Origin of the sequence: Halomonas alkaliantarctica (genome assembly GCF_029854215.1) — a bacterium.
GTDB lineage: Bacteria > Pseudomonadota > Gammaproteobacteria > Pseudomonadales > Halomonadaceae > Vreelandella > Vreelandella alkaliantarctica_A.
In genome coordinates this window covers 1445679-1468223 of record NZ_CP122961.1, presented here as the reverse complement: position 1 = coordinate 1468223, position 22545 = coordinate 1445679, and the positions used below count along the sequence as shown (strand labels likewise).

The 22545-nt window shown below is 53.5% G+C and carries 23 protein-coding genes; 7 read left to right on the top strand and 16 right to left on the bottom strand.

What is annotated here, in order from left to right; translation table 11 throughout:
- Nucleotides 1-54 precede the first annotated feature (54 nt).
- The 4 genes from QEN58_RS06605 to QEN58_RS06590 are packed head-to-tail and all read left to right on the top strand — an operon-like array spanning nucleotide 55 to nucleotide 3212.
- Nucleotides 55-975, top strand: coding sequence for a beta-keto acid cleavage family enzyme (locus QEN58_RS06605; protein ID WP_280106336.1), 921 nt, complete (start codon nucleotides 55-57; stop codon nucleotides 973-975).
- Nucleotides 972-1925 carry an L-carnitine dehydrogenase gene (locus tag QEN58_RS06600; RefSeq protein WP_280106335.1) on the top strand — a complete coding sequence of 318 codons (954 nt, stop codon included), beginning with the start codon at nucleotides 972-974 and terminating at the stop codon, nucleotides 1923-1925. Before QEN58_RS06605 ends, QEN58_RS06600 begins: the two co-directional genes overlap by 4 nt.
- Entirely contained in the window at nucleotides 1925-2380 is a 456-nt protein-coding gene (locus QEN58_RS06595; protein WP_280106334.1) for a thioesterase family protein, read from the top strand. Before QEN58_RS06600 ends, QEN58_RS06595 begins: the two co-directional genes overlap by 1 nt.
- A gap of 13 nt (nucleotides 2381-2393) precedes the next feature.
- On the top strand, nucleotides 2394-3212 hold the full coding sequence (locus QEN58_RS06590) for an alpha/beta fold hydrolase (RefSeq protein WP_280106333.1): 819 nt from the start codon (nucleotides 2394-2396) through the stop codon (nucleotides 3210-3212).
- Between the two features lie 68 nt (nucleotides 3213-3280).
- Here QEN58_RS06590 and QEN58_RS06585 read toward each other — a convergent pair whose 3' ends face one another.
- Both QEN58_RS06585 and QEN58_RS06580 read right to left on the bottom strand, forming a co-directional pair.
- Nucleotides 3281-4264 (bottom strand): ABC transporter substrate-binding protein, encoded by a 984-nt coding sequence (locus QEN58_RS06585; protein WP_280106332.1) that lies wholly within the window; start codon nucleotides 4262-4264, stop codon nucleotides 3281-3283.
- Between the two features lie 107 nt (nucleotides 4265-4371).
- Nucleotides 4372-5352, bottom strand: a complete 981-nt coding sequence (locus QEN58_RS06580) for a GlxA family transcriptional regulator (RefSeq protein ID WP_280106331.1) — start codon at nucleotides 5350-5352, stop codon at nucleotides 4372-4374.
- 253 nt (nucleotides 5353-5605) lie between these two features.
- Here QEN58_RS06580 and QEN58_RS06575 point away from each other — a divergent pair, with 253 nt between their 5' ends.
- Together QEN58_RS06575 and QEN58_RS06570 are read left to right on the top strand one after the other, a co-directional pair.
- A complete protein-coding gene (locus QEN58_RS06575) occupies nucleotides 5606-6094 on the top strand; it encodes a pyridoxamine 5'-phosphate oxidase family protein (protein ID WP_280106330.1) in 489 nt (162 codons plus the stop codon).
- A complete protein-coding gene (locus tag QEN58_RS06570; protein WP_341870838.1) occupies nucleotides 6087-6647 on the top strand; it encodes a CAP domain-containing protein in 561 nt (186 codons plus the stop codon). The genes QEN58_RS06575 and QEN58_RS06570 overlap by 8 nt, the downstream gene beginning before the upstream one ends.
- Before the next feature lie 15 nt (nucleotides 6648-6662).
- On the opposite strand, the gene QEN58_RS06565 is transcribed toward QEN58_RS06570, so the two are convergent.
- The 3 genes from QEN58_RS06565 to QEN58_RS06555 all read right to left on the bottom strand — a co-directional run bounded on the left by QEN58_RS06565 (nucleotide 6663) and on the right by QEN58_RS06555 (nucleotide 8653).
- Complete coding sequence (locus QEN58_RS06565) at nucleotides 6663-7151, bottom strand: CreA family protein (RefSeq protein WP_280106328.1); 489 nt, start codon at nucleotides 7149-7151, stop codon at nucleotides 6663-6665.
- A gap of 173 nt (nucleotides 7152-7324) precedes the next feature.
- Nucleotides 7325-7696 (bottom strand): hypothetical protein, encoded by a 372-nt coding sequence (locus QEN58_RS06560; protein ID WP_280106327.1) that lies wholly within the window; start codon nucleotides 7694-7696, stop codon nucleotides 7325-7327.
- Nucleotides 7697-7810: 114 nt separating this feature from the next.
- Nucleotides 7811-8653, bottom strand: a complete 843-nt coding sequence (locus tag QEN58_RS06555) for a 3-oxoadipate:acetyl-CoA acetyltransferase (RefSeq protein WP_280106326.1) — start codon at nucleotides 8651-8653, stop codon at nucleotides 7811-7813.
- A gap of 395 nt (nucleotides 8654-9048) precedes the next feature.
- On the opposite strand from QEN58_RS06555, the gene QEN58_RS06550 reads away from it, so the two are divergent.
- The gene (locus tag QEN58_RS06550; protein WP_280106325.1) at nucleotides 9049-9852 is read left to right on the top strand and encodes an SDR family NAD(P)-dependent oxidoreductase; all 804 of its coding nucleotides are present in this window, start codon (nucleotides 9049-9051) and stop codon (nucleotides 9850-9852) included.
- Nucleotides 9853-9924: 72 nt separating this feature from the next.
- Here the strand turns inward: QEN58_RS06550 and QEN58_RS06545 are convergent, their stop codons facing one another.
- The 11 genes from QEN58_RS06545 to QEN58_RS06495 all read right to left on the bottom strand — a co-directional run bounded on the left by QEN58_RS06545 (nucleotide 9925) and on the right by QEN58_RS06495 (nucleotide 22331).
- Nucleotides 9925-11706: an ABC transporter substrate-binding protein gene (locus QEN58_RS06545; RefSeq protein ID WP_280106324.1), complete on the bottom strand. Its 1782-nt coding sequence runs from the start codon at nucleotides 11704-11706 to the stop codon at nucleotides 9925-9927.
- A gap of 141 nt (nucleotides 11707-11847) precedes the next feature.
- Entirely contained in the window at nucleotides 11848-12585 is a 738-nt protein-coding gene (locus tag QEN58_RS06540; protein WP_280106323.1) for a sulfite exporter TauE/SafE family protein, read from the bottom strand.
- 122 nt (nucleotides 12586-12707) lie between these two features.
- Nucleotides 12708-13298, bottom strand: a complete 591-nt coding sequence (locus QEN58_RS06535) for a malonic semialdehyde reductase (protein ID WP_280106322.1) — start codon at nucleotides 13296-13298, stop codon at nucleotides 12708-12710.
- 59 nt (nucleotides 13299-13357) lie between these two features.
- Complete coding sequence (locus QEN58_RS06530) at nucleotides 13358-14221, bottom strand: intradiol ring-cleavage dioxygenase (protein ID WP_280106321.1); 864 nt, start codon at nucleotides 14219-14221, stop codon at nucleotides 13358-13360.
- 1 nt (nucleotide 14222) lies between these two features.
- Nucleotides 14223-15161, bottom strand: a complete 939-nt coding sequence (locus QEN58_RS06525; protein ID WP_280106320.1) for an NAD(P)-dependent oxidoreductase — start codon at nucleotides 15159-15161, stop codon at nucleotides 14223-14225.
- Nucleotides 15158-16543: an amidohydrolase family protein gene (locus QEN58_RS06520; RefSeq protein WP_280106319.1), complete on the bottom strand. Its 1386-nt coding sequence runs from the start codon at nucleotides 16541-16543 to the stop codon at nucleotides 15158-15160. Before QEN58_RS06520 ends, QEN58_RS06525 begins: the two co-directional genes overlap by 4 nt.
- Nucleotides 16540-17607 carry a maleylacetate reductase gene (locus QEN58_RS06515; protein ID WP_280106318.1) on the bottom strand — a complete coding sequence of 356 codons (1068 nt, stop codon included), beginning with the start codon at nucleotides 17605-17607 and terminating at the stop codon, nucleotides 16540-16542. Before QEN58_RS06515 ends, QEN58_RS06520 begins: the two co-directional genes overlap by 4 nt.
- A 72-nt stretch (nucleotides 17608-17679) precedes the next feature.
- Complete coding sequence (locus QEN58_RS06510) at nucleotides 17680-19236, bottom strand: sugar ABC transporter ATP-binding protein (RefSeq protein WP_280106317.1); 1557 nt, start codon at nucleotides 19234-19236, stop codon at nucleotides 17680-17682.
- On the bottom strand, nucleotides 19233-20192 hold the full coding sequence (locus QEN58_RS06505) for an ABC transporter permease (protein ID WP_280106316.1): 960 nt from the start codon (nucleotides 20190-20192) through the stop codon (nucleotides 19233-19235). Before QEN58_RS06505 ends, QEN58_RS06510 begins: the two co-directional genes overlap by 4 nt.
- 16 nt (nucleotides 20193-20208) lie before the next feature.
- On the bottom strand, nucleotides 20209-21156 hold the full coding sequence (locus tag QEN58_RS06500; protein WP_280106315.1) for an ABC transporter permease: 948 nt from the start codon (nucleotides 21154-21156) through the stop codon (nucleotides 20209-20211).
- Between the two features lie 236 nt (nucleotides 21157-21392).
- Entirely contained in the window at nucleotides 21393-22331 is a 939-nt protein-coding gene (locus QEN58_RS06495) for a sugar ABC transporter substrate-binding protein (RefSeq protein ID WP_280106314.1), read from the bottom strand.
- Nucleotides 22332-22545: the final 214 nt, after the last annotated feature.

Below are 22545 nucleotides of genomic sequence, written 5' to 3'. Positions count from 1 at the left end.
CTGCCCATCGCGACACACTAGTAAGCGAATAAACTGCTGACTAGAGAGCACGCCATGAACCGCAATGTCATCCTCACCTGTGCCGTCACTGGCGCAGGTGATACCACCGCCAAAAATCCCAATGTGCCTGTTACGCCCAAGGCTATCGCCGCGTCATGTATTGAAGCGGCGCGTGCCGGAGCCAGCATCGCGCATATCCATGTTCGCGACCCGGAAACCGGCGGCATCAGCCACTCGACCGACCAATTCCGCGAAGTGATGGAGCGCGTTCGCGAAGCCGATGTGGATATCGTGATGAACATCACCGCTGGCGGCGGCGGCGACTGGATACCAGATACCACCGACCCCACTCGCGGCGGCCCAGGCACCGATATCCAAACACCCGCCGAACGCCATGCGCCGGTAGGCGAGCTGCTCCCCGAGCTGTGCACACTGGATTGCGGTAGCCTTAATTTTGGCGACATGGTGTACGTAAACCCTGCAGATTGGCTGCGCGAACACGCCCGCCTAGTTCAGGCCGCAGGCGTTAAGCCAGAATTGGAGTGCTTTGATTTAGGCCATGTCTGGTTTGCCCGCCAGCTTCAGCAAGAGGGCTTGATCGACGGCGACCCGCTCTTTCAGCTCTGCCTGGGCATCCCCTGGGGCGCCGAAGCCGACACCGAAACCATGCTGGCCATGCGCAACAAATTACCTGCCAACGCTAACTGGGCCGCCTTCGGGATTGGCCGCCATCAGATGCCCATGGTCGCCCAAGCGGTGCTGTTAGGTGGCCACGCTCGGGTCGGGTTGGAAGATAACCTGTTTTTAGAGAAAGGTGTGCTGGCTAACAACGGCCAACTGGTCGAAAAAGCGTCAACCATTATTGAGAACCTCGGCGCCCGAGTAATGACGCCTGCAGAAACCCGCGCCCATCTCAAACTACGCGACCCGGTGACCGGACGTACTGTGGGTAACACAGTAGGAGGTGACAAATGAGCCGCTTAGCCGTTATCGGTACCGGCGTCATCGGCAACGGTTGGATTGCCCGCGCCCTCGCCCAAGGCTGGGACGTCGTCGCCTTCGACCCAGACCCCAGCGCGCCTGCGCGCACCCAATCGTTTATCGACAACGCTTGGCCCTCGTTAACCCAGCTAGGCTTAGCGCCCGATGCTAGCCCAGAGCGGTTAACCTTTACAGATACGATTGAAAAAGCCGTGGATGGCGCTGACCTGATTCAGGAAAACGTTCCTGAGCGCCTCGAACTGAAACAAGAGATCTTGGCTGCCATTGACGCCGCTGCCGCATCGGACGTCATCATTGGCTCGTCTACCTCGGGCTTTAAGCCCACCGACCTGCAGCAGCAGTGCCAACAAGCGCCTGGGCGAGTGGTCGTCGCTCACCCCTTCAACCCGGTGTATTTACTGCCCTTGGTAGAGATTGTTGGCGGTGAGGCAACCCAGCCCGCACAGATCGCCAGCGCCCAAGGGCTGTATCAGTCGCTCGCCATGCGTCCACTGGTGGTTCGCCGTGAAATTGAAGGCCACATCGCCGACCGCTTAATGGAAGCCCTGTGGCGGGAAGCCCTGCATCTGGTCAACGATGGCGTGGCGACCACTGAAGAGATCGACGCGGCGGTGGTTTACGGCTGTGGACTTCGCTGGCCACTGATGGGCACGTTCTTAACCTTCCACCTAGCGGGCGGCGAGCCAGGCATGCGCCATATGCTTGAGCAGTTCGGCCCAGCGCTTAAACTGCCCTGGACCAAACTGGAAGCCCCAGAACTCACCGACGAACTAATCGACAAAGTGGTCGAAGGCTGTGAGCATCAGGCCGCGGGCCGTTCAGTGGCCACGTTGGACCGTCGCCGGGATGACTTTTTAGTCGAGCTGCTGGAAGTAGTGCAAAAATACTGGCCGGAAGCCGAAGGCCTAAAGGGACGCATTTAATGATCATCCATGAAACCCAGGTCGCCCCGGAGTGGGTCGACTACAACGGGCACATGAACGACGCGGAGTATGCCCGCGTCTTTTCCCAAGCCTGCGAAGCGCTGATTGACCAGATAGGCTTAGATGAAGCGGGCCGTGAACACTACGGCTACACGATCTATACCCTGGAAACCCATCTCTGCTACCGCCGCGAGGCGCACCAAGGCCAAGCGCTCAATGTGAACCTGACGCTACTGGATAGCGACACAAAGCGCCTGCACGTGTTTTTCGCCATGTTCGATGACGAAAGCAACCTGCTAGCGACCAGCGAACAGATGCTGATGGGTATGGAGCAAGCGTCTGGGCGTCCCGCCCCGTTTCCAGAACCGATTGCGAGTCGCGTGGCGGAACTACCTCAAGACAATAAAGACGTTTGGCCCGAGCTTGCCGGCCGCACCATTGGCATTCGACGCTAAGGGTGCAGTAGCAATGAACGTAGACGACTTTATCGAACGCTATAGCGCAGGGCTGGCTGTGATGGAGGATCTGCCATTGCCACAAGCACGACGCGCCTACGACCAGCTTTGTCGAATGTTCGCCTTGCCCGACCCAGTCGGTATGCGGGTTAAAAATAGTGCTATTAAGAGTGTTAGGTTGCGCCGCTTTACTCCCCAGCAGCGAACGCCCGGCTGCGTGCTGTTTATCCATGGCGGCGGTTTTACCATCGGTTCTACAGAGAGCCACCATGGCCCCGCCGCCAGCTTGGCTAAAGCGTTAGAGCGTGAAGTAGTAAGCGTTAACTATCGGCTGGTACCGGAGGTAGATTACACCGCCATGTTGGCAGACTGCCAAGCGGTGCTAGAAGCGGTTCAACCTGTCGCGCTGGTGGGTGACAGTGCGGGCGGGCGATTGGCCATTGACCTTGCACATCAGCTTAGTGAAGCGCCGCCACTAGGACTGATCTACCCAACCGTGGGCGCGCTTTCCCTTGAATGCTTGGGAGAAGATGCACCGCTGCTTTCACGCGACGAAGTGCTCAGCATTCGTCAACAGTGTCCTGACATCATTGCAACTCAGCGTGATCGTCGCCCTCCTGCCGCAAGCATTGAAATGCTGACCGTAGAGAGAGATCCACTGACACGACCCATCGAGGCCGCCATAGCCCATTGGCGTAAGGAAGGTGCCTCGGTAGGCTATCGCTGCGCCCCAAACATGGTACATGCCGCGCTTCACGCCCACGCGCTGCTACCCGATATGAATGCCGCTTGGCAGGACTTTTGCCAAAAACTAAAACAGCGCCTTAATTAATAAGGCGCTGTTTGGCGTTATCGCTGCTTAGGCTATACGAGCCTGCGATTAAGAACCGAGCTTAACTATTAAGAACCGTATTGGGCCCGCACCTGCTCAATGGCGGATTCACCATTGCGGGTTTTAACACCCTCCAGCCAATCAGCAACAGTATCAAGGTTATTGCCAATCCACTCGTTTGCCACTTCCTCCGCCGGGCGCTCTTCGTAGCTGTACTCATGCACCCAATCGTTTTGATCTTCGATATCGATCACGTACTGCGACAGGAAGCGATGAACCTCAGGCGCTTCGTCCGCCAGGCTGGCAGGCGTAATCGTCCATACCGTGCTTTCAATGGAGGCGACGCCCGCGTCATCGCTATCGGCTAAATAGGCCAAATCGAAGCTCACGTTCATCCAGTGAGGCTCCCAGCCGACAAAGGTCACCCACTCTTCATCGGCCATTTTTTGCTCAGCCTGGGCCAGCATCGCCGAAGTGGAGCTTTCGCGGAGCTGCCAATCGCCAAGGCCCGCAAGGTCGTTATCGATGGCGTTGAGAATCGCGTCGTTAATGCCGGTGCCCGCTTCAATACCCTGAATTTCGCCATCGAAGCGATCATAGTGCTCCGCTAATTCAGCGACCGTGGTGACGCCGGCATCGTAAACATACTGGGGAACCACTAACCCGGAATTGGCCCCACTGATATTGGAAACCACTTTTTCGACTTTTCCGTCAGCCACCAAGGGCTCGACCATATCGGTCTGTACGGGATACCAGCCACCTAGATAAATTTCCAGGTCGTTACGCGATAAGCCTTCGAGAATCACGCTCACGGCTAAATCTTGCTGGCGGGTCTCGTACCCCATGGTCTGAAGCAGCTGGGCTGCCACTTCAGACTTTACCGTGACCCCAGGCCACGGCGGCACCCCAAAGCGCAGCTCATCAAGCTCTGCCATGGCAGGTGTGGCAGCCAACGCAGCAAGTAAAAAGCCCGCTGTCAACGACAACGTCTTGGTAGTGGTAGCGTTGGTGGTGGCAGAGCGGGTAGTGTTAGAAATAGCAGTGACCGACATTTAGTTAAACCTCTTTATTAGGTGGGTTTAACTAGTATGCGCGGCTGCCCTCCCACTACTAGACACTATGCGACGCTTATCAGGCATCAAGCGACACGCATTGCGCTTTAAAGATCTTTTTCCACTATGGCAGAACGCACCTGCCGGGGCGAGTAACCGTAATGCGCTCGAAACGCACGCGCAAAACTCGACGACGAACTAAACCCACAGGCCACGCCAACCGCCAACACCGCTAAGTCGGTCTCAGCCAGCAGCCGCTGGGCGCGCTTAACGCGCAGCTGCAAGTACCATTGACGCGGAGTCACGTTGAGCTCTTGCTCAAACAAACGCTGCAACTGGCGCACCGACACCTCTATACGGCTGGCTATCTCGTCAAGAGGGAGCGGTTCCTCAAGGTTCTGCTCCATGAGCGCAACCGCCTCCACAACGCGCCGATTATGCGTGCCCAAACGTTTCACCAACGCCATACGCTGCTGATCGCTGCGGGTGCGAATTCGGTCATGGATCAGTTGCTCAGAGACATCAATGGCCAACTTTGCGCCATGCCGCCGGGCAATCACTTCCAGCGCCATATCCATCGCCGCTGCCCCACCCGCACAAGAGAAGCGTCGTTCGCCCAACTCATAAAGCTCATCAGTCGTATCAATGCCTGGAAAGCGCTCACGAAAGGCAGGCAGGCTCTCCCAGTGCAGCGCCACCCGCTCGCGCTTTAACAACCCGGTGGCGGCGAGCAGAAATGCCCCGGTATCAATCCCACCCAAACAGCAGCCCCCCTGATCCAACTGATGAAGCCAGGCCATTAACGGCCGGGTAAGATGCGCTTCGGGGGTAAAGCCACTACATACCGCCAGCGACGGCAGATGGTGCACTTCTGCCGTCGCTTGATCTGCCATCAGGGTCATACCGTTAGACGCGGTTACCGGACCGCCATCAGCGCTTATCAACGTCCAGTCGAACAGCGGTCGATGGGCAATACGATTGGCAATTCGCAGTGGCTCTACCGCCGCAAAGAAAGCCATCATCGAATACTGCGGCAGTAGTAAAAATCCCACCATTTCAGGCAGCGGGCCCTGGTAACTAAGACGCATCACAATACCTAAGCGTATAAAAGTAATTTAAAAAAGGCGCTTCTACAGTATTCAGCAGCGTATTGCGTCATCTTGATCCTGCCCAGTAACCGCTGACACATCAAGTTGGATGTTACCTGGCAAGATGCAGGTTTATTCAAAAGTGCATTTGCTGATGACGAAAATGGTAGCTAAGCTGTAGCTAGTCATTAACACTGTACAAGCATTGTCTATGGCTATTTTTCGGTACCCAAATCATAAGGAGAGTGAAGCTATGTCCAGCCCGGAACATAAGCAAAAGATCTGGAAGATGATCAAAGATATCAAAGTTGGCATGCTCGTGACGTTGGATAACGATACTCCCCGCGCACGGCCAATGCACTTGGTGCAAGATGAGTACGACGGCACCCTGTGGTTCTTCACCCGCCGCAGTGCCGAAAAGGTATTTGAGACTGAAAGCGATCACGACGTGTGCTTGAGTTTCTCCGACCAGGAAGATGGCGTCTACGTATCGCTATCGGGCAAAGCCAACCTGATCGACAACCGTGAACTGATCGAAAAATACTGGAACCCATTCATCGCCGCCTGGTTCCCCGAAGGTAAAGACGATCCAGACGTCGCCCTGCTAGAAATTAAAGTGGAGATGGGTGAGCACTGGAAAGCCAAAGAGAGTAAGACGTTCCAGCTTTACGAAATAGCCAAAGCTAACCTCAAAAAGGACGCTACCCCGAACCTTGGCGAGAATGAAAAATTCGGTGGATAACTTCATTCCAAAGCGCCCCGCTCTCGGGGCGCTTTCCAGCCTTATGGTCGTCATACTCATGGGTTCAGCCAGCTCTTGGGCCAGTGATGAGTCCAAAAGTGATAATGCTGCTCTCCAGGGCAAATGCGAACTCAACGATCAGCAGCAGGCAATGCTGTCGCTGGTTAACGAAGCGCGCAGCCAAGCGCGACAATGCGGCGACCAACGGTTTGAGGCCGTGGAAGCATTGGTGTGGAGCTGCAAGCTGGAAGCAGCGGCTGAAAGCCACTCCCAGGACATGGCCGCAAATGACTACTTTAGCCACACTGGCCCCGATGGTGCAGGTATCGAGCAGCGTGTGGATAATCAGGATTACGTTTGGCAAGCCGTGGGTGAAAATATCGCCGCTGGCCACACCTCGGTTTCCGCTGCAGTGGAAGGCTGGCTAGACAGTCCCGGTCACTGCCGCAACATCATGAGTGACGCTTTCACCGAGATGGGCATGGCGAAAGCCAGCAATTCTGAATCGCGCTATTCAACCTACTGGACACAAACATTCGGCAATCCACGCTAACCGCCCACGACTCGTTTACTGGTCGTCCCCTATCGCACCATAGTTGACGGCGGTGATCGCATTTTTAGGCGAACCATCTACTAGCTTGGTGCTGTAGGTCAGATACACAAAGGTCTGGGTTTCAGCGTCGTGCATGCGAACGACGCGCATATTTTTGAAAAGCGCCGAACGACGCTGAGTAAAAATCACCTCCTGCTCCTCTACTTCAGCAGGGTCGAAGATGATCTCGCCTGTCTGCCGACAGGCCACACTCGCCTCACTGGCTTCCTCAGCAAGCCCCACCGCACCAGTGATCCCGCCAATCTGTGAGTAGGAGAGATAACAGGAGATACCCTGAACGTCGGGGTCGTCGAAGCGCTCCACTTCAATAGTATTGTTCGGGCCCAGCAGTTTGAACTCAGTACGCACGCTGCCGATGTGAGCATCCTGAGCCAATAGCGCGGGCGGCAGCAGCGCAAACATAGCAATGAGCGACGTGAAGGCAACGCGTTTTGGGAAAAACATGGGTAACTTCCTTGGCAATGGTTAGCCGCGTGAGGCAAGCGAAGAGCATCATTACTCAATCAGGGGGGAGACGTCGGACCAAATTTATGTCTTCAGATAACCTCTAAGAGCAGTCTATAAAATAGTACCAGAACGTCCTTGTAATGTTACAAAGATGCGTCAATATTGAATAGTTAGGATATAGGCCAAATGGTAAGACGCATATACACCTCTGAAAAGGAACCAGGAGGTTCGCATGAAAAAGTGGATAATGATGGCAGCAGCAAACTGGCTGCGTAAGCCAGAAAACCAACAGAAAGCCAAATCCGCCTGGAGTAAGTTTCGGGATCGTAATTCTGGAAAACGGCCACCTCAACACCAACAGGACACATCGCGTCATACCACACAGCGGCGGCCTGACGATAACTGTGATAATCGTGCTTAAAGCCCAAGGCACTAAGTTGCATGAGCGTAGAACAATTAAAACTCGTGCATGCTAAACCATTGATACAGAAATGCCCTGCCGTATTACCGGCAGGTTGCATCACTTCAGCGAACTGGCTCAAAGCACTATTCACCCTTCAATTTGTAATTTTCTGACTCCGCTGGGATTAATAGTGCGTCTTGGTCTACTGGTTTACTGACAAATAGCAAGGTGCACCTCCAAGTATTAGTACTGTTTACCTTTGGCTACCCGTCATTTGAAGCCCCAGTATTTCACGCGCTTGTTTCCACGTAGCTACCGTGCGGCTGTACTTTTCGCACATCGCAACGGTACGCTCAACTAATGCAGCGTTCGAGGACGCCAGAGTATTGCTGTCCAGGCGCACGTTATCTTCAAGCCCGGTGCGCGTATGACCGCCCGCCGCAATCGACCACTCGTTAAGCAGGTATTGATTGGCACCAATGCCTGCACCGCACCATTGAGCATCCGGCGCTAGTCGCTTGAGGGTCTCGATATAGAAATCAAAGGTGGGTTTGTCCGCGGGCATAGAATTTTTAACACCCATGACAAACTGCACATAGAGCGGAGTTTTTAACTTGCCTTGCTTCGAAAGATTCACCGCTTGGTGAATATGCGACAGATCAAACGCCTCAATCTCAGGCTTAATGTCGTACTTAAGCATCTCATCGGCAAGCCACTCCACCAACGCAGGAGGGTTCTCGTAAACACGATTGGGGAAGTTGTTTGAGCCTACCGACAAACTGGCCATGTCGGGTTTAAGCGACAGCATCCCGCCACGCGCTTCACCTGCGCCAGAGCGGCCGCCGGTTGAGAGCTGAATAATCATGCCGGGACAGTGTTTCTTGAGCCCTTCCATCAAGCGGCCAAACTTTTCCGGGTCTGAAGAGGGTGTTTGATCATCGTTGCGCACATGGCAATGAGCGATAGTCGCTCCCGCTTCAAAAGCAGCCTGGGTACTTTCAATCTGTTCTTCCACCGTAATCGGCACGGCGGGATTGTTCTCTTTGCGCGGCAGGCTGCCGGTGATAGCGACACAAATAATACAGGGCTTAGACATAGACACCTCTCTTTGTTCTTATTGCGAATAGATAGGCTTGAAATTTTTAGCATCAAATCCACTTTCAGGAACTTTCATTGGGCGAGAACCTGAAAATAATAAAACGCTGTTATTTAAACTAAAGCTATAAAGCTGATATTAAACACTAGCTATATCCCTTCTCATAACCCAGTGCCCTTAGAAACGTCCAATCTGGTCATATTAACGACTGACCAACCTGTCATTGCCTGTGTTACATACCGAGAATATGCCATCACAAGGTTATAAAACTGTCATTAGCAATGCAGGATAAACGACGGATGCCCTTGTTAACGCAGACTCCCTACGACCAACAACAAAGACGATTTATCTTGGTGGCGTGGAGAGACCCACAACAAGATTTCTAAGGTGACCTCATGGACAACACTCGACTCAAAGGTAAAAACTGCTTAATTACAGGCGCCGCACGTGGCATGGGTGCCGCCGTTGCCGAACACTATGCGGCTCAAGGCGCCAAGGTGTGCGTAGCAGATATCAATATTGAAGGGTGCGAGGAAGTCGCTGCTCGCATCAAGGCAAACGGCGGCGACGCCATTGCGGTCAAACTCAACGTCACCGACCGTGCCGAAATGCAGGCCGCGGTTAAAGCAACGGTTGATGCCTTTGGCAGCTTGAACGTGATGGTCAATAATGCGGGCATTAACAAGCCATTGATGTTCCTTGATATTACTGAGGAAAACTGGCATCAGATTATGGATGTTAACGCATTAGGGTGCCTACTCGGCATGCAGGAAGCCGCTAAGCAGATGATCAATCAGGGCAAAGATAACGGGCCTTACAAAATCATTAACGTTGGCTCAATTCTGTCGCGACAGGCTTTTGATGACGTGGTCCCGTATTCCTGCAGCAAGCACGCCGTGCTCGCCATGATTAATGGTGGCGCCAAGGCCTTGGTAGATCACAACATTACCGTTAATGGCTATGGCCCTGGCGTCGTACGCACTGAGCTTTGGGAGCAGCTCGACAAAGACTTGGTCAGCATCGGCAAGTTCGATAAGCAGGGGCAGTCAATGGATGAGCTGGCGGAGAAGATGATTCTTATGAAGCGTTACTCCTACCCTGAAGATGTGGTCGGTACCGCGTCTTTCTTGGCCAGCGCAGAATCCGATTATATGACGGGCCAACTACTGATGATCGATGGCGGCATGATCATGCAGTAACAGGCACTCCCCACCCCATGCCTGCCTTTCAGGCATGGGGTTATGCCTCACTCCTTACTATTCACGCCTTACTCAATAATGCCCGTTGTGTCGCATCACTTTGTCCGCGCGTTCCAGGGCGATCGACAAAGCTCTCTTAATCGAGCGCCTGCCATCTAGCACCTCGAATATCTCATTGCCTGCAATACTAATAAGGTCGGTAATTCCCGGCACGGGCGGGCGTGGCCAGGCCTGTAAAATATCCTTTTGTGCCATATCGTCGACAATTTTTATGAGTGGGGATAATGCAGATACTTCAGGATCTTGGCTAACACTGAAACGGGGCGTCACCAGGCTGCCATTCATAATGTAGAGTTTGGACATGTTTGCAGAGGTCAGATGCCGTAAAGCCGTCCACACTGCCTCAACCCGCTCTGATGCTAAGTTAGCGGGAATGGCGAGTGCATAACCTCCTATTGGGGTTATGGCACGGCCATGATTTCCAACAGGATGGGGAAGATAGCAAGTATTGCCATAAGCAGGTGAGTGTCGATTCAACTCAAACAGCGGGGCGAGTAGCGTGTAGCAGTAGGCCATACTGGTTTCACCCGATGCATACGACTGCGCACGCTCGTACCAAGACATACTGAGGATATTAGGCGGTGAATATTTCAGTATATCTAGCATATATTCGCAGGCCCTATAAGCGGCATCTGATTGAAACATAGGACGTAGCTGCTCGCCTCTGGCTTGTTGAAAGTCATAACCTCCCTGGAAACTCGGTAGATTAAGGAGCGGCTGACCGAACTTCGCCATAAGAAAACTAAAGGTATGCCCGAGTGGCGTGCCTCTCGCTGCATTCCAAGCGATGCCGTAACGCCCTTTGGCAGGCTCATGTAGCTGTCTAGCGACTTTGATAAGCGCTTCTGTTGTGGTTGGAGGCGTCAACTGCAACGTCTCGAAAACATCCTGGCGATAGCAGAGCAATTCTGGTGTTGTTTGAACAGGTATACCGTACTGACTGCCCGCATACCCTGAGCTCTGTATAGACATTGGGTGGAAATCAGAGAGATCATAATCATCGCGTATAATTAATGCATCAAGTGGCATCAGAACACCACCCGCCGCTAACTCACCAAACCAGGGTAAGTCACAGGCCACTATGTCATATCGCGACTTAGCTAAACGCGCATTGTCTAGAATCTCATCTAACAGATTATCGATTGACCTTGCCTTGTTACGAATTTCCAGCCCAAAGATCGACTCCAACTGACGCTTAAGGTTGTGCATGGCCATGAACGTTGGGTCAGCATGCGCTAACACACGTAACCCACCCTTCAGTTCAAGCCGCGCAGACAGTACTGCCGGAGTCGATATCACCCGCTCTGATGACGACATACCCAGAAAGATCTTACTGGCTGAATCTGATGTTGGATCTATACCGAACAACGTCCCAAGAAGTCCTTTAATACGCTCGACATAGCTTTCCCACTCCTGGATCATTTGAGGGGAAGGATGCAACGAAACCGTCTTACCCGACTTAGTTCGTGGGCGTGAGATAAGCAAACCGCGCTGCATGATACTCTCAATGCCGCGCTTTGCTGTGCCGTAGGTGAGGCCAGACGCATCGGCAAGAGACGTGGGGGTGGTTAACCTACCCGCAAGGTGGTTACGCATGACGTGCAGCAACATACGCATCTCACGATAGCCAAGCGCCATAGAGAGCGAACTTTCAGTTTCATCTTCAAATTTTTCAATGAAGTCGATAAATCGTGCGAACTCTGTATTCGAAATTTTGGAGGAGGGCATTTGCGATAGTTTATCGTAAGGCCCTTCTGGGTTTGTTTCGTTTATCTCAGCACGACCTTCTCTCATAACAACTCCAACACATCGCCAAACCATCAGGCCGCCAACGTGGTGGTATTGATGAGTCATGGCGATAGCTTACCCAGTGAGTCAGGTGTTGCACTTGGTTATTGAGACCGCCCAGCTATAAAAAAAGTTTACCATTAAGTCTCAGCCTATGCCGTCCATGATTAAGCGGATACCCAGCAAAATAAGCAGGCAAAGAATCACCCGGAAAAACAGCTCGCCATTGATGCGTTTTTGAATAACCAGTCCTAACCGAACCCCCAGCCATGCAACAGGCATCAGCAGCAGCGCTATGGTCAGGTTATCAATGTTAACCAAGCCCAGCAGGATGTAGGGAACCAGCTTCACGAGGTTAATAATGGCCAGAAAAACCACTGCCGTCCCTAGGAATTGCTGTTTGGTCAGTTGGCATTGCAGCAGGTAAAAATTCAGGGGAGGGCCGCCTGCATGGGCAATAAAACTGGTAAATCCTGCTATGCCGCCACACAGGCGCCCTACCCAGCCAGGCATTAATTTGCCACGTAGCGGTTTGAATAAACCCCACAGGCCAAACAGTACCGAAAACACCCCCAACAGCAATGTCAAAAGCGCTTCATCAAACCAGCCATAGGTGAGGTAACCCAACCCCACCCCTAGCACCGCGGGCGGAAACATGAGCCACAATAGACGGCCTACCCGCTGGTGCCACCACGCCTTGAGACTAAACACGTCCATTACAATCAGTAGCGGCAGCATAACTGCGACCGCAAACGTTGGGCTTGCCTTTAACGAGATTAATGGCACGGCCACCACCCCTACCCCACCGGCAAATCCTGACTTGGAAATACCAGTCAGCAGCACAGCAACTACCATTAACGCCACGAATACCCAGTCAACAACCATCTCAACGCCTCATTAGTTTTGCGCTGAGGCTACCCTTGCTGCGTTGCAAGCGAAAAAGGGGGGCCATGACAGTCACGGCCCCCTTACGTTTAGGCATACAAGCAAGCGTTAGCCATAAATTTTTACATCACTTTGCACACTTCATCAAAGGAGAAGCGGTCGCCACGAGGGAACAACGCGCTCGTATCGCCATAGCCTAAGTTACACAGAAAATTGCTCTTCACTTTGCCATCTGGAAAGAACTCTTCATCCACGGCCGCATTGTTGAAGCCAGACATAGGGCCAGCGTCCAACCCTAGCGCGCGAGCCGCTAAAATGAAGTAGCCGCCTTGAATAGAGCTATTACGGAATGCAGTGGAATGAATAAAGTCCGGTTTTCCTTCGAACAGTGATTTTGCGTCTTTATTATGGGCGAACATGCGTGGCAGATGCTCATAGAACTCTGTGTCGAAACCAAGCACGGCGACCACCGGTGCCTTCATGGTTTTTTCCTGATTGCCTGGCATTAAAGCGGGTTTCAGGCGCCCTTTGGCCTCATCTGTGGTCAGAAACAGAATCCGCGCTGGCTGGCAATTCATCGAGGTGGGGCCGAAATGCATTAGGTTATACAGCTCGCGCAGCGTTTCCTCGTTAACGTCACGATCCTGCCAAACGTTGTGGGTACGTGCTTCAGTAAATAGCGTTGCGATAGCATTTTGATCGATCGTTGTCATGTCGTTTCCTCTTTCGGTTTAACCAGCTCAGTTCGAGCCGGACGTTTAGGCTGTGACGCTCAGGCCGTCTTTAAGCCGAAGTCGTAATGAAAATAGCGGTAAGGCGTTTCCATCTGCCGACCATCGGGCGCTTGCCCTGGTGGCTGCAGAGCAAACGTCTTCACCAGTGAATCCTTCACACCAAATACCGCATCCGAATCAAGGTAGGGATCGTCTTCGGCGAAGATTTGGGTGACCAAAGTTTCGTACCCCGGCGCCATCAGCATGAAATGCACATGCGCCGGGCGATAAGGATGCCGCCCGGTAATATCGAGCATTTTGCCGACTGGCCCGTCTGTTGGGATCGGATAAGGGGAAGGAGTGACTGTCCAGAAGGCGTAACGGCCTTGGCTATCGGTATGGAAGCGAGCACGCAATGATGCACTTTCAAGTTCAGGCTTTTGGACGTCGTAAAAACCTTCACTGTCCGACTGCCACACATCAATAGTGACATTTGCCAATGTCTTCCCCTGGGCATCGTGCACGTGGCCTTCAACGAATAGCGGCTCGCCTTCAACCCCCCAGTTAATGGCATCACCCTGATTCGCTTGGGGAGGGTCCGCCACATAAAAAGGCCCCAAAACGGTACTTTCGGTAATGTTCGGGTCACTGTTTGAGTGGTTAATGGCGTCCACTAACATGGTCACACCAAGAGTGTCAGAAAGCAGAATGAACTCTTGGCGTTCGTCATCGCACATCTGCCCCGTGCGGGTCAGAAACTCAATCGCCTGGGTCCACTCTTGCTCAGTGGGTTGCACTTCACGCAGATAAGCGTGCAGGTGTTTAACCAAGCCATTGAGCAGCGTCTTTAGCCGTGTGTCTTCACAGCTAGAGAACTCTTCAATTACCGCCGCGGTGATATTGTCGGTCGTCAGGTTGCGCATCTTATTGCCCCCTATGCGGTGCGGGTGTCGGCTCACCTAGCCCCGAAAGTCGCTCGGTGTGGTGCACGGTAGCGATATAGTCATCATCGCCATGGCCCGTGGCGATAAGCGCGGTATAGGCTTCGCGCATTTGGGCGGCCAGTGGCGTTGTGACCCCGGAGGTGTGGGCGCAATCAAGAATCAGATCGAGATCTTTGGCCATTTGGGCAGCGGAAAATGTCGACGTAAAATCGCGCTGGGAAAGTGGCGGCACCTTGTACTTAACCATCGGGGAACCTACCGCGCTGTCGGAAATAAGCGTCAACATGGCGTCCCATTCAATGTTGCCTTTGCGCGCCAGAGTCAGCGCTTCACTCATCATTCCGGCACTGACGGCAATCATCAGGTTAATCGCCAGCTTGGCGACCCGAGCCTGCTCTTCATCGCCAAGCCAATATTGTGCTTTGGTAAAGGCTTCAAACACCGGCTTGGCGGTTGCCAGTGCATCGCGTGGGCCAGATACCATCGCCGACAGCGTGCCAGCCTCAGCCGCCACAGGGTTGCCCGACACGGGGCTACGCAAATACGAGATGCCATGAGCCTTGGCCGCTTCGGCCACTCGGGCAGACGCTTCAACACTCACCGTACTGGTCTCGACCAAGATACTCCCGGGCATCATGTGACGAACCAGCTCGCCCGTTTCAAGGCAAAGCGCGATTAAAGCGCGGTCGTCGGGAATCGAGACAAAGACCAGGTCACAATCAGCCACCGCACTGGCAAGCTGCTGATGGGGCGTGACCCCTAACGCTGCGGCCAACGCGAGGCGCTCGCTGGAAAGGTCGAATCCTTGTACCGCGGTTCCTGCCTGGATAATTCTGGCGGCCATGGGCAAGCCCAGCTTACCCAAGCCCACCCAAGCCACCTTAAGTGGCGAAGAGCGCGTCGTGGAAACGGTTGTCATTGGTTTGCCTCCTGTGTCGAGTGGGCTTCACGCGCCAGTAGTTCGGTGTGAATACGGTGGCCAGACTTGGCAAGCTCTGCGATACCTTGCTCGGTATTAATCAACAGGCGGCCGCTGCGCTTTTTGAACTGCCCTGCCACCATGACGCTGTCGATGTTAGCTAGGCTTGTCTGCATCACCACCGTCGACACCGGGTCATTGACCGGCTGCATATTGAGCTTGTTGCTGTCGATCAGCACCAAGTCGGCCTGCTTGCCTGGCGTAAGGCTGCCAATGCGGGCCTCGAGCCCAAGCGCTTTCGCCCCATCCAGCGTGATCCAGCCAAGCGCTTCTCGGGTAGTAATGGTCGAGGTGTCCGGTATCTTGCCTTGCTCCCGACGTGAAGCATCGTTATCAAGGGAGCGCTGCATGCCCAGTGCGGCACGAGCAACACTGAACATGTCACCCGAAATTACAGACTCAAGATCCACTCCCAGAGACACCACCCCGCCGTGCTGGCGTACCAGACCAGTGACTGGAAAGCCGTGGCCTTGGGTCATCTCGTTTTCCGGTGCAATCGAGAACGTCACGCCACTGGCGCAGAACCTTGCCATCTGGCCGTCATCCAGGCTCTGGCCATGCACAATGTTGATATCGGGCCCCAGCAAACCCCGGCTTTCTACTTCATCCCAGGCGCCCGGCGCTACCGCCGCGCCGCCGCCCTGATGCATCGAAGCCACAAGGCCAAACTCTTTCGCCAGGGCAAAGTCTTTCAGGGTAACGTCAAGGGTTGAATAGTGAGGACCAAGGATGGCCATGCCTAAGGTGACAAGCCCCTTTGGATTCGCCAGCTCGCCTTTTAACAGGCGTTCGATTTCATGGCGCGGGTGGGGGATCTCACTAAAATGCGGGTGGCCAGGCTGTGGGTCGGGTTTCGGTGAGCCGTGCATAAACAGCGCCCGTATTCCGGACTCTTTTAACCCACTCACAGCGGCATCAGTGTGGTCTGGGGTCGGGTTGTTATGACACCAGTCACCTAATGTGGTGGTGCCACAGTTAAGCTGATTAATCGCGCCCATACGGGTCGCAATATAAATGTCATTGGGCGTGAACAGCGCCGCCAGACCGCGGTGGACGTGGCGAAAATACTCAAGCAGCGTCCAGTTGGCGGCAACGCCACGCAACCCGGTCTGCCAGGTATGCATATGTGCATTCACCAACCCAGGAATGAGAATACCGCCAGCACAGTCGATTACCTCTGCGCCCTGCGCTTTGGGGTCATCGACCAGACCATGGCCCACGGCGGCAAGTCGGTCATCTTCAACCAGCACCTGACCATTGCTTAACTCGCCCAACTGCGAGTCCATGGTAATCACGGTAGCGTTAATGAAGAGCACTTTCATTGCGCACCCCCAGGGCGACGGCCCGCCTGGGCATCGCTGAGCAACTGCTGAATGCCCGTGGCTTCTATTTCGCGCGGGTTCCAATAGGGGTTCTGAGTAGCGATCTCCGTGGCGCGCTCAACATCGGCGAGGGTAAAGCCAAGTTCAGCAAGCCCACTGGGCGCGCCAACTGCACGGCCTAAGTCATAAAGCCCAGCGGCGGCATCCGAACAGCCCAGCGCACGGCCAATGCGAGCCATTGCGTCAGGCACGGCAGAGGCGTTATAAGCCAGCGCATGGGGTAACACAATGGTGTGAGTTTCCGCATGGGGCAAGTTAAAAGAGCCGCCCAAGGTATGGCACAACTTATGGTGTAACGACATCCCCACCGAGCCAAGGCACGTGCCGCACAACCAAGCGCCGTACAGCGCATCAGAGCGCGCTTCTACATTGCTGGGGTCGTTAGCAATCACGGGCAAGCTTCTCGCCAGCGCCGCGATCCCCTCCTCTGCCATTAGCGCGATGACTGGGTTGCAGTCACGGGCATATAGCGCCTCTACAGCATGAGCAATCGCGTTAATGCCACTGGTTCCGGACATCTCAGCGGGTAGCGTCAAGGTGAGATCAACGTCATAGATGACGGTTTCCGGCAGTACATCTAAAGTGCGCTGCGTCGTCTTGATACCGTCGCGGGTCTCCCCCAGGATCGGGGTCATTTCTGAGCCTGCATAGGTGGTGGGAATGGCGATTTGCGGCAAGCCGGTGCGCAGCGCGATCGCCTTGCCCAAACCAATCGTCGAGCCACCACCCATGGCAATAGTGCAATCCACGTTCAGCTCTTTCACCACCTGCAAGGCATTGTCGGTCACATCGACTGGCGTGTGCATGGCGGCGTCAGCGTAAACGCCAATGCCCTTCTCACCCAACTGCTCTAGTACGCGGCTTGCCTGCTCGTGCTGTTGAGGTGTGGACAACACCAGGGCGCGTGAACAGCTAAGGTGGCCAAGCTCCTCACTTAGACGCGACAAGGTGCCTCGTCCAAACACCACGCGGGATGGCAGGCCATCATAAACAAAAGGTTGCATAAAACATTCCTTATACGTTTGAGTTGGTCTGTATGTGCTCTTTGCAGAGCACATCAGTCGCAAAACGGCGAGCTAGCTCGCCTGCGCCTGCATGCCCATTCCGGTAATCGCTTGAACAAGCTCGTCCTCGCTGACGTTGTCACCATCAAACTCTGCGGTAACGCGACCGTCATACATAGCGATAATGCGGTTACTCAGGCCAAGAATCTCGGGCATCTCGGAAGAGATCACCAGCACCGCATAGCCAGATTTGGCCAGATCTTTAACCAAGGTGTGGATTTCCGACTTGGATCCCACATCAATGCCCCGGGTTGGCTCATCAAGAATCAATAGTTTGGGGTGGGTATGCAGCCATTTACCGATGACGATTTTCTGCTGGTTACCGCCGCTCAGATTGCCCACTTTTTGGCGCCAACTGGGGGTTTTTATTTTCATCGCCTGATGGTATTTGTCGTACACCTCTCGCTCTTTGGCACTCGTCATAAAGCCCAACGACGACACGCTAGAAAGGCTTGCCAGGGTCATGTTGTCTCGGCAGTTCATGCCCAGAATCAGTCCCTGATCCTTACGGTCTTCTGGCACCAAAGCAACGCCATGGACCACGGCATCATGGGAGTTACGGAAGGACACTGCCTTGCCGTCTAACACCACCTCGCCAGTGGAAGGTGTGCGCAGTCCGAAGATGGTTTCTGCGACCTCAGAGCGTCCCGCGCCTACCAGTCCGTACATGCCAACAATTTCACCCTTGCGAACATTAAAGCTGACGTTATCGAATACGCGCTTCACCGAGAGGTTGCACACTTCCAACAAGTTGTCGCCGAAGTTACTCGGTTTGCTGGCATGATCGAGCTCCAAACTACGGCCGATCATCATTCGAGTGATCTCGTCCTCGTTGGTATCCGCCGTATTGACGGTTCCGGTGTATTCACCATCCCGAAGCACGGAAATACGCTGTGATAAGTGAAAAATTTCATCCATGCGGTGGGAGATATAAACAATCCCCACGCCTTGCTCACACAGCGAATTGATCACGTCATAGAGCACTGGTTTTTCATGGTCAGTGAGCGATGCCGTCGGTTCATCGAAGACCACTACGCGCGGGGTAAACGCTAACGCTCGGCCAATTTCGACCATCTGTTTCTTGGCAATCGACAGCGATCCCACTATGTCATCGTGTTGAAAACCACACTTAAGCGTCTCAAGAATCTTATTGGTATCCTCGCGCAGCTTGCGCCAGTCAACGCGATTGAACGGCTTTCTTGGCAGGCTGCCGAGAAAGATGTTTTCGGCGACCGTCATTTCAGGTACCAGCGACTGCTCTTGGTGGATCAGCACGACGCCTGCCCGCTTGGCATGCTTGGGATTTTCGAAGGCCATTTCCTGGCCAGCAAGAATGATCTTTCCTTCATTCGCTTGGTGCTTACCCGCTAGCACTTTCATTAGTGTCGACTTACCTGCCCCATTTTCGCCAAGCAGGGCATGCACTTCCCCAGGCCGCACGTCAAAGTCCACACTATTGAGGGCAACAACCCCAGGAAAACGCTTCGTGATACCTTCAAGCCGCAGTATCGGTTCAGCGTTAAGCGGCTGTCGTTTGTTAGATGAAAAGTCGTGTTGAGAAGGGCTCATATCCGCACCTCCTTAGCCGAGGGTGCATTAAGCTTCTTGTCGATAATCAGCACCGAGATGAGGATAGCGCCGAGAATGACCAGCACATAAAACGCGGGCACCTGCATTAAATTCATGCCGTTACGCAGAATACCGATAGCCAGTACCCCGCCGAGGGTGCCAACGATGCTGCCGTAACCACCCGTCAACTTGGTACCACCTAATACGACGGCCGTAATCACCCAGAGCTCGTAGTCACGCCCCAGATTTGGTGTCGCCGCGCCCATCTGGCTGGCCAACAGCACCCCTGCCAGTGCAGCAAAGAAGCCAACGATAATGAAATTGATCATCATGTGGCGCCCCAGCCGAATCCCCGCATCAATCGATGCTTCCGGGTTGCCGCCCACTGCGAAGGTATTACGTCCGTGACCGGTTCGCGTTAGCACTAGATGCATGATCAATGTGCAAATCAGGAAGATAATTGCTAAGACTGGAAAAGGTCCGATGGTGCTGGTACCAAAGTCAGAGAAGGCAAAATTCAACGCATAAAACGACTGCTCACCGGTGTATAGAAAGATTAAACCCCTGATACCCAGCATGGCACCTAACGTCACGATGAACGCATTTACGCCCGTTTTCCAAACAATTAGGCCGTTAATAGCGCCCAGCAACACACCTGAACCGAGTGCTGCAAGAATCGCCAGCGTCATGCTCGTCTCTTGCAACCCAACTGCCAGCGAAGCAGCAAGCCCCAATATTGCCCCTACTGATAAATCGATATTGCCGTTGATCATGACAAACGTCATTCCAAGGGCGATCAGGCCAATGGTGGAGGTTTGCACCAGAATATTGCTGATATTGCCAAATGACAGGAAGTACTCCGACATAAAGCTGAAGAAAATAAAGATGACAAGAACAAACACCCAGATCGGTTGGATAGACGTTCTGCCACGGAAGAACCCTTTTAAACTTGTCATGTGTTTCTCCTCCGCGTTATGAGTGGGTCGTTAGCAAGCGCTTACGCTTGTTAGCGAGGTCCAGCCATACGGCCAAGATGATGATGCCCCAGGTCACGATCCACTGGATGTAATAGGGGTAGCCCATCAACAGCAGGCCATTCTGAATAAAACCCAGGATCAACACGCCAATCACTGTTTTCCAGATGCTGCCAGCGCCCCCCAGCAGGCTAGTACCACCAAGGATGATCCCGGCCAGTACCAGCAGCTCATAACCTTGGCCAACATTGTTTTGTGAGCCCATCACTCGCGAGCCAAGAACAAGTGCCGCACATGCCACACAGAACGCTGAGATTAGATAGGTGCTGAAAACGCACCAGTTCTTGCGAATACCCGAATAAACGGCAGCCATAGGATTGCCACCGACAGCAAAGATGCGTCGGCCATAGCTTGTGTAGCTCATCACCACTTGAACCAGAATGGCCAGCAAACCAAACAGCAAGATAGGGACAGCAATACCCGCCAAATAGCCACGTCCAAAGAACGCAAACCACGTGCCGCCCTGATTCGCGATATCAACGTTTTGGCCACCACTGTAAATCAGCACGAAGCCTTGAATGGCAGACAACATCGCCAGCGTGACAATCAGTGAGTTAAGGCGCAAAAAACCGATTAGAATGCCATTGACGGCACCCAGCATCAGCGTTAATGCAAACATCATAAGAATGGCCATGGTAGGGCCAACCTTATCGTGCAGGTCCACCACTAACACCGTCGAGAAGGACAACATCGACCCTACGGAAAGGTCCAGATTGCCACCAATAATTACCACCGTGACACCCACGGCGATGATGCCAATAATCGAGGCTTGGCGGACCACGGTCATGATGTTTGACTGGGAGAGAAACTGCTCAGAGAAGAACGAAAAAACGAACATACCGAGCAGGAAAAAGATGAGAATTCCTTGGGCCGATAGAAAACTCATGACGCTTGCTTTGCTAAGTTTTCCTGTCGGCAGCCTGGATTTTGATTGTTCTGCAGAAGCCATGCTAATCACCTATATAAAATCACCTCGGAAAGCACCGGTTAGCGCAATGGAAAAGCACGTCATCCATTGACGCTTACCGTACACTCCAGTTGAGGAACCCTGCTTTCAGGCGCATGCTGATTCCCGGGGACGATGCACTTGACGCAGCGCTCTGGGCAGCAGCATGCCTCGCTTCAGAAAACGGGACGATCAAACTCGCTCAGGTTTTCAGCAGTGATCTTGGGTGTCTCGAAGAAGTTCATCTTCGGCACTTCTTCACCGGCTAATACATCCAAGGCCGTTTGTAGAGCGGCTTCCGCATCATCGACCGGAGACTGATAGATAGAACCGTAATACTCGCCACGCTCAATCGCGTCGTAACCAACGGCGAAATTCGTGGCACCAATGAAGACAATCTCATCGGCACGACCAGCACCTTTCGCGGCATTCAGTGCGCCGACCCCCATGTTGTCATCACCGGAATAAACGCCATCAATACGGTCATATTTAGTCAGGAAATCTTCCATCACCCGCTGAGCTCGCTCACGGTTCCAGTTACCAGGCTGCGTCTCAAGCAGCTCTACACCCGGGCACATCTCAGCAAGACGCTCCTCGAAACCGGTCGAACGTTCCATGGCGGTGGTGTAGCCTGGCTGGCCAGCAATCTGCACGATTTGCCCTTCACCCCCGAGGGCATCACACATCATTTCCGCAGAGGAAATGCCTTGCTGAACATTATCTGGGCCTGAAAAAGCAGCGATGAATTCAAGACCCGCTTCAGCAATTTTGGAGTTAGTAACGACGACAGGAATGCCCGCCTGATGAGCCTGACGAATAGCAGGAATTACGGCCTGCCCATTGGTTGGCCAGATGATAATGGCGTCGACTTGCTGCTGAATAAGATCCTGCATTTGGCCAATCTGACGAGCGACATCACCACCGGCATCTAGCACCACAATATCAACGTTGCCTGCCTCTTCAGCAGCAGCTTCAAACGCACTTTCATAGGTCGTTTGATAGCTATCCACACCCACGTTGTTTTGAGTAATGCCGATGCGATAAGGGCCTTCAGCCTGCGCTGCTGTGATGGACATCATGATGACAGAGGCGGCAAGAGTGGTTTTCTTGAACATTGCGTTTCTCCTAGCGTTTTTAGTAATTGTTTTTTAGCCTGCAAGGCAAGCTTGAATTGGAGCTTACTGCCGCGCTTCGTTTGCAGACAACGTGATCACCATATAGAAATGACCAAACTGGTTTTTTTAAGCTTTACGTTCCGAATCAAGCTGGAAATTGATGAATCAGCAATCCTTCCGGAAATTCGGAGCAGCTATAAACCTGGATTCAAGC

Bases quoted from the DNA above. Each gene is read 5' to 3' on its own strand.
- QEN58_RS06575 (WP_280106330.1), top strand. From the start codon at position 5,606: ATGTCCAGCCCGGAACATAAGCAAAAGATCTGGAAGATGATCAAAGAT.
- QEN58_RS06510 (WP_280106317.1), bottom strand. From the start codon at position 19,236: ATGAGCCCTTCTCAACACGACTTTTCATCTAACAAACGACAGCCGCTT.
- QEN58_RS06600 (WP_280106335.1), top strand. From the start codon at position 972: ATGAGCCGCTTAGCCGTTATCGGTACCGGCGTCATCGGCAACGGTTGG.
- QEN58_RS06555 (WP_280106326.1), bottom strand. From the start codon at position 8,653: ATGTCTAAGCCCTGTATTATTTGTGTCGCTATCACCGGCAGCCTGCCG.
- QEN58_RS06530 (WP_280106321.1), bottom strand. From the start codon at position 14,221: ATGCGCAACCTGACGACCGACAATATCACCGCGGCGGTAATTGAAGAG.
- QEN58_RS06540 (WP_280106323.1), bottom strand. From the start codon at position 12,585: ATGGTTGTTGACTGGGTATTCGTGGCGTTAATGGTAGTTGCTGTGCTG.
- QEN58_RS06565 (WP_280106328.1), bottom strand. From the start codon at position 7,151: ATGTTTTTCCCAAAACGCGTTGCCTTCACGTCGCTCATTGCTATGTTT.
- QEN58_RS06520 (WP_280106319.1), bottom strand. From the start codon at position 16,543: ATGAAAGTGCTCTTCATTAACGCTACCGTGATTACCATGGACTCGCAG.
- QEN58_RS06495 (WP_280106314.1), bottom strand. From the start codon at position 22,331: ATGTTCAAGAAAACCACTCTTGCCGCCTCTGTCATCATGATGTCCATC.
- QEN58_RS06545 (WP_280106324.1), bottom strand. From the start codon at position 11,706: ATGAGAGAAGGTCGTGCTGAGATAAACGAAACAAACCCAGAAGGGCCT.
- QEN58_RS06505 (WP_280106316.1), bottom strand. From the start codon at position 20,192: ATGACAAGTTTAAAAGGGTTCTTCCGTGGCAGAACGTCTATCCAACCG.
- QEN58_RS06605 (WP_280106336.1), top strand. From the start codon at position 55: ATGAACCGCAATGTCATCCTCACCTGTGCCGTCACTGGCGCAGGTGAT.
- QEN58_RS06595 (WP_280106334.1), top strand. From the start codon at position 1,925: ATGATCATCCATGAAACCCAGGTCGCCCCGGAGTGGGTCGACTACAAC.
- QEN58_RS06535 (WP_280106322.1), bottom strand. From the start codon at position 13,298: ATGACAACGATCGATCAAAATGCTATCGCAACGCTATTTACTGAAGCA.
- QEN58_RS06500 (WP_280106315.1), bottom strand. From the start codon at position 21,156: ATGAGTTTTCTATCGGCCCAAGGAATTCTCATCTTTTTCCTGCTCGGT.
- QEN58_RS06550 (WP_280106325.1), top strand. From the start codon at position 9,049: ATGGACAACACTCGACTCAAAGGTAAAAACTGCTTAATTACAGGCGCC.
- QEN58_RS06585 (WP_280106332.1), bottom strand. From the start codon at position 4,264: ATGTCGGTCACTGCTATTTCTAACACTACCCGCTCTGCCACCACCAAC.
- QEN58_RS06525 (WP_280106320.1), bottom strand. From the start codon at position 15,161: ATGACAACCGTTTCCACGACGCGCTCTTCGCCACTTAAGGTGGCTTGG.
- QEN58_RS06580 (WP_280106331.1), bottom strand. From the start codon at position 5,352: ATGCGTCTTAGTTACCAGGGCCCGCTGCCTGAAATGGTGGGATTTTTA.
- QEN58_RS06515 (WP_280106318.1), bottom strand. From the start codon at position 17,607: ATGCAACCTTTTGTTTATGATGGCCTGCCATCCCGCGTGGTGTTTGGA.
- QEN58_RS06590 (WP_280106333.1), top strand. From the start codon at position 2,394: ATGAACGTAGACGACTTTATCGAACGCTATAGCGCAGGGCTGGCTGTG.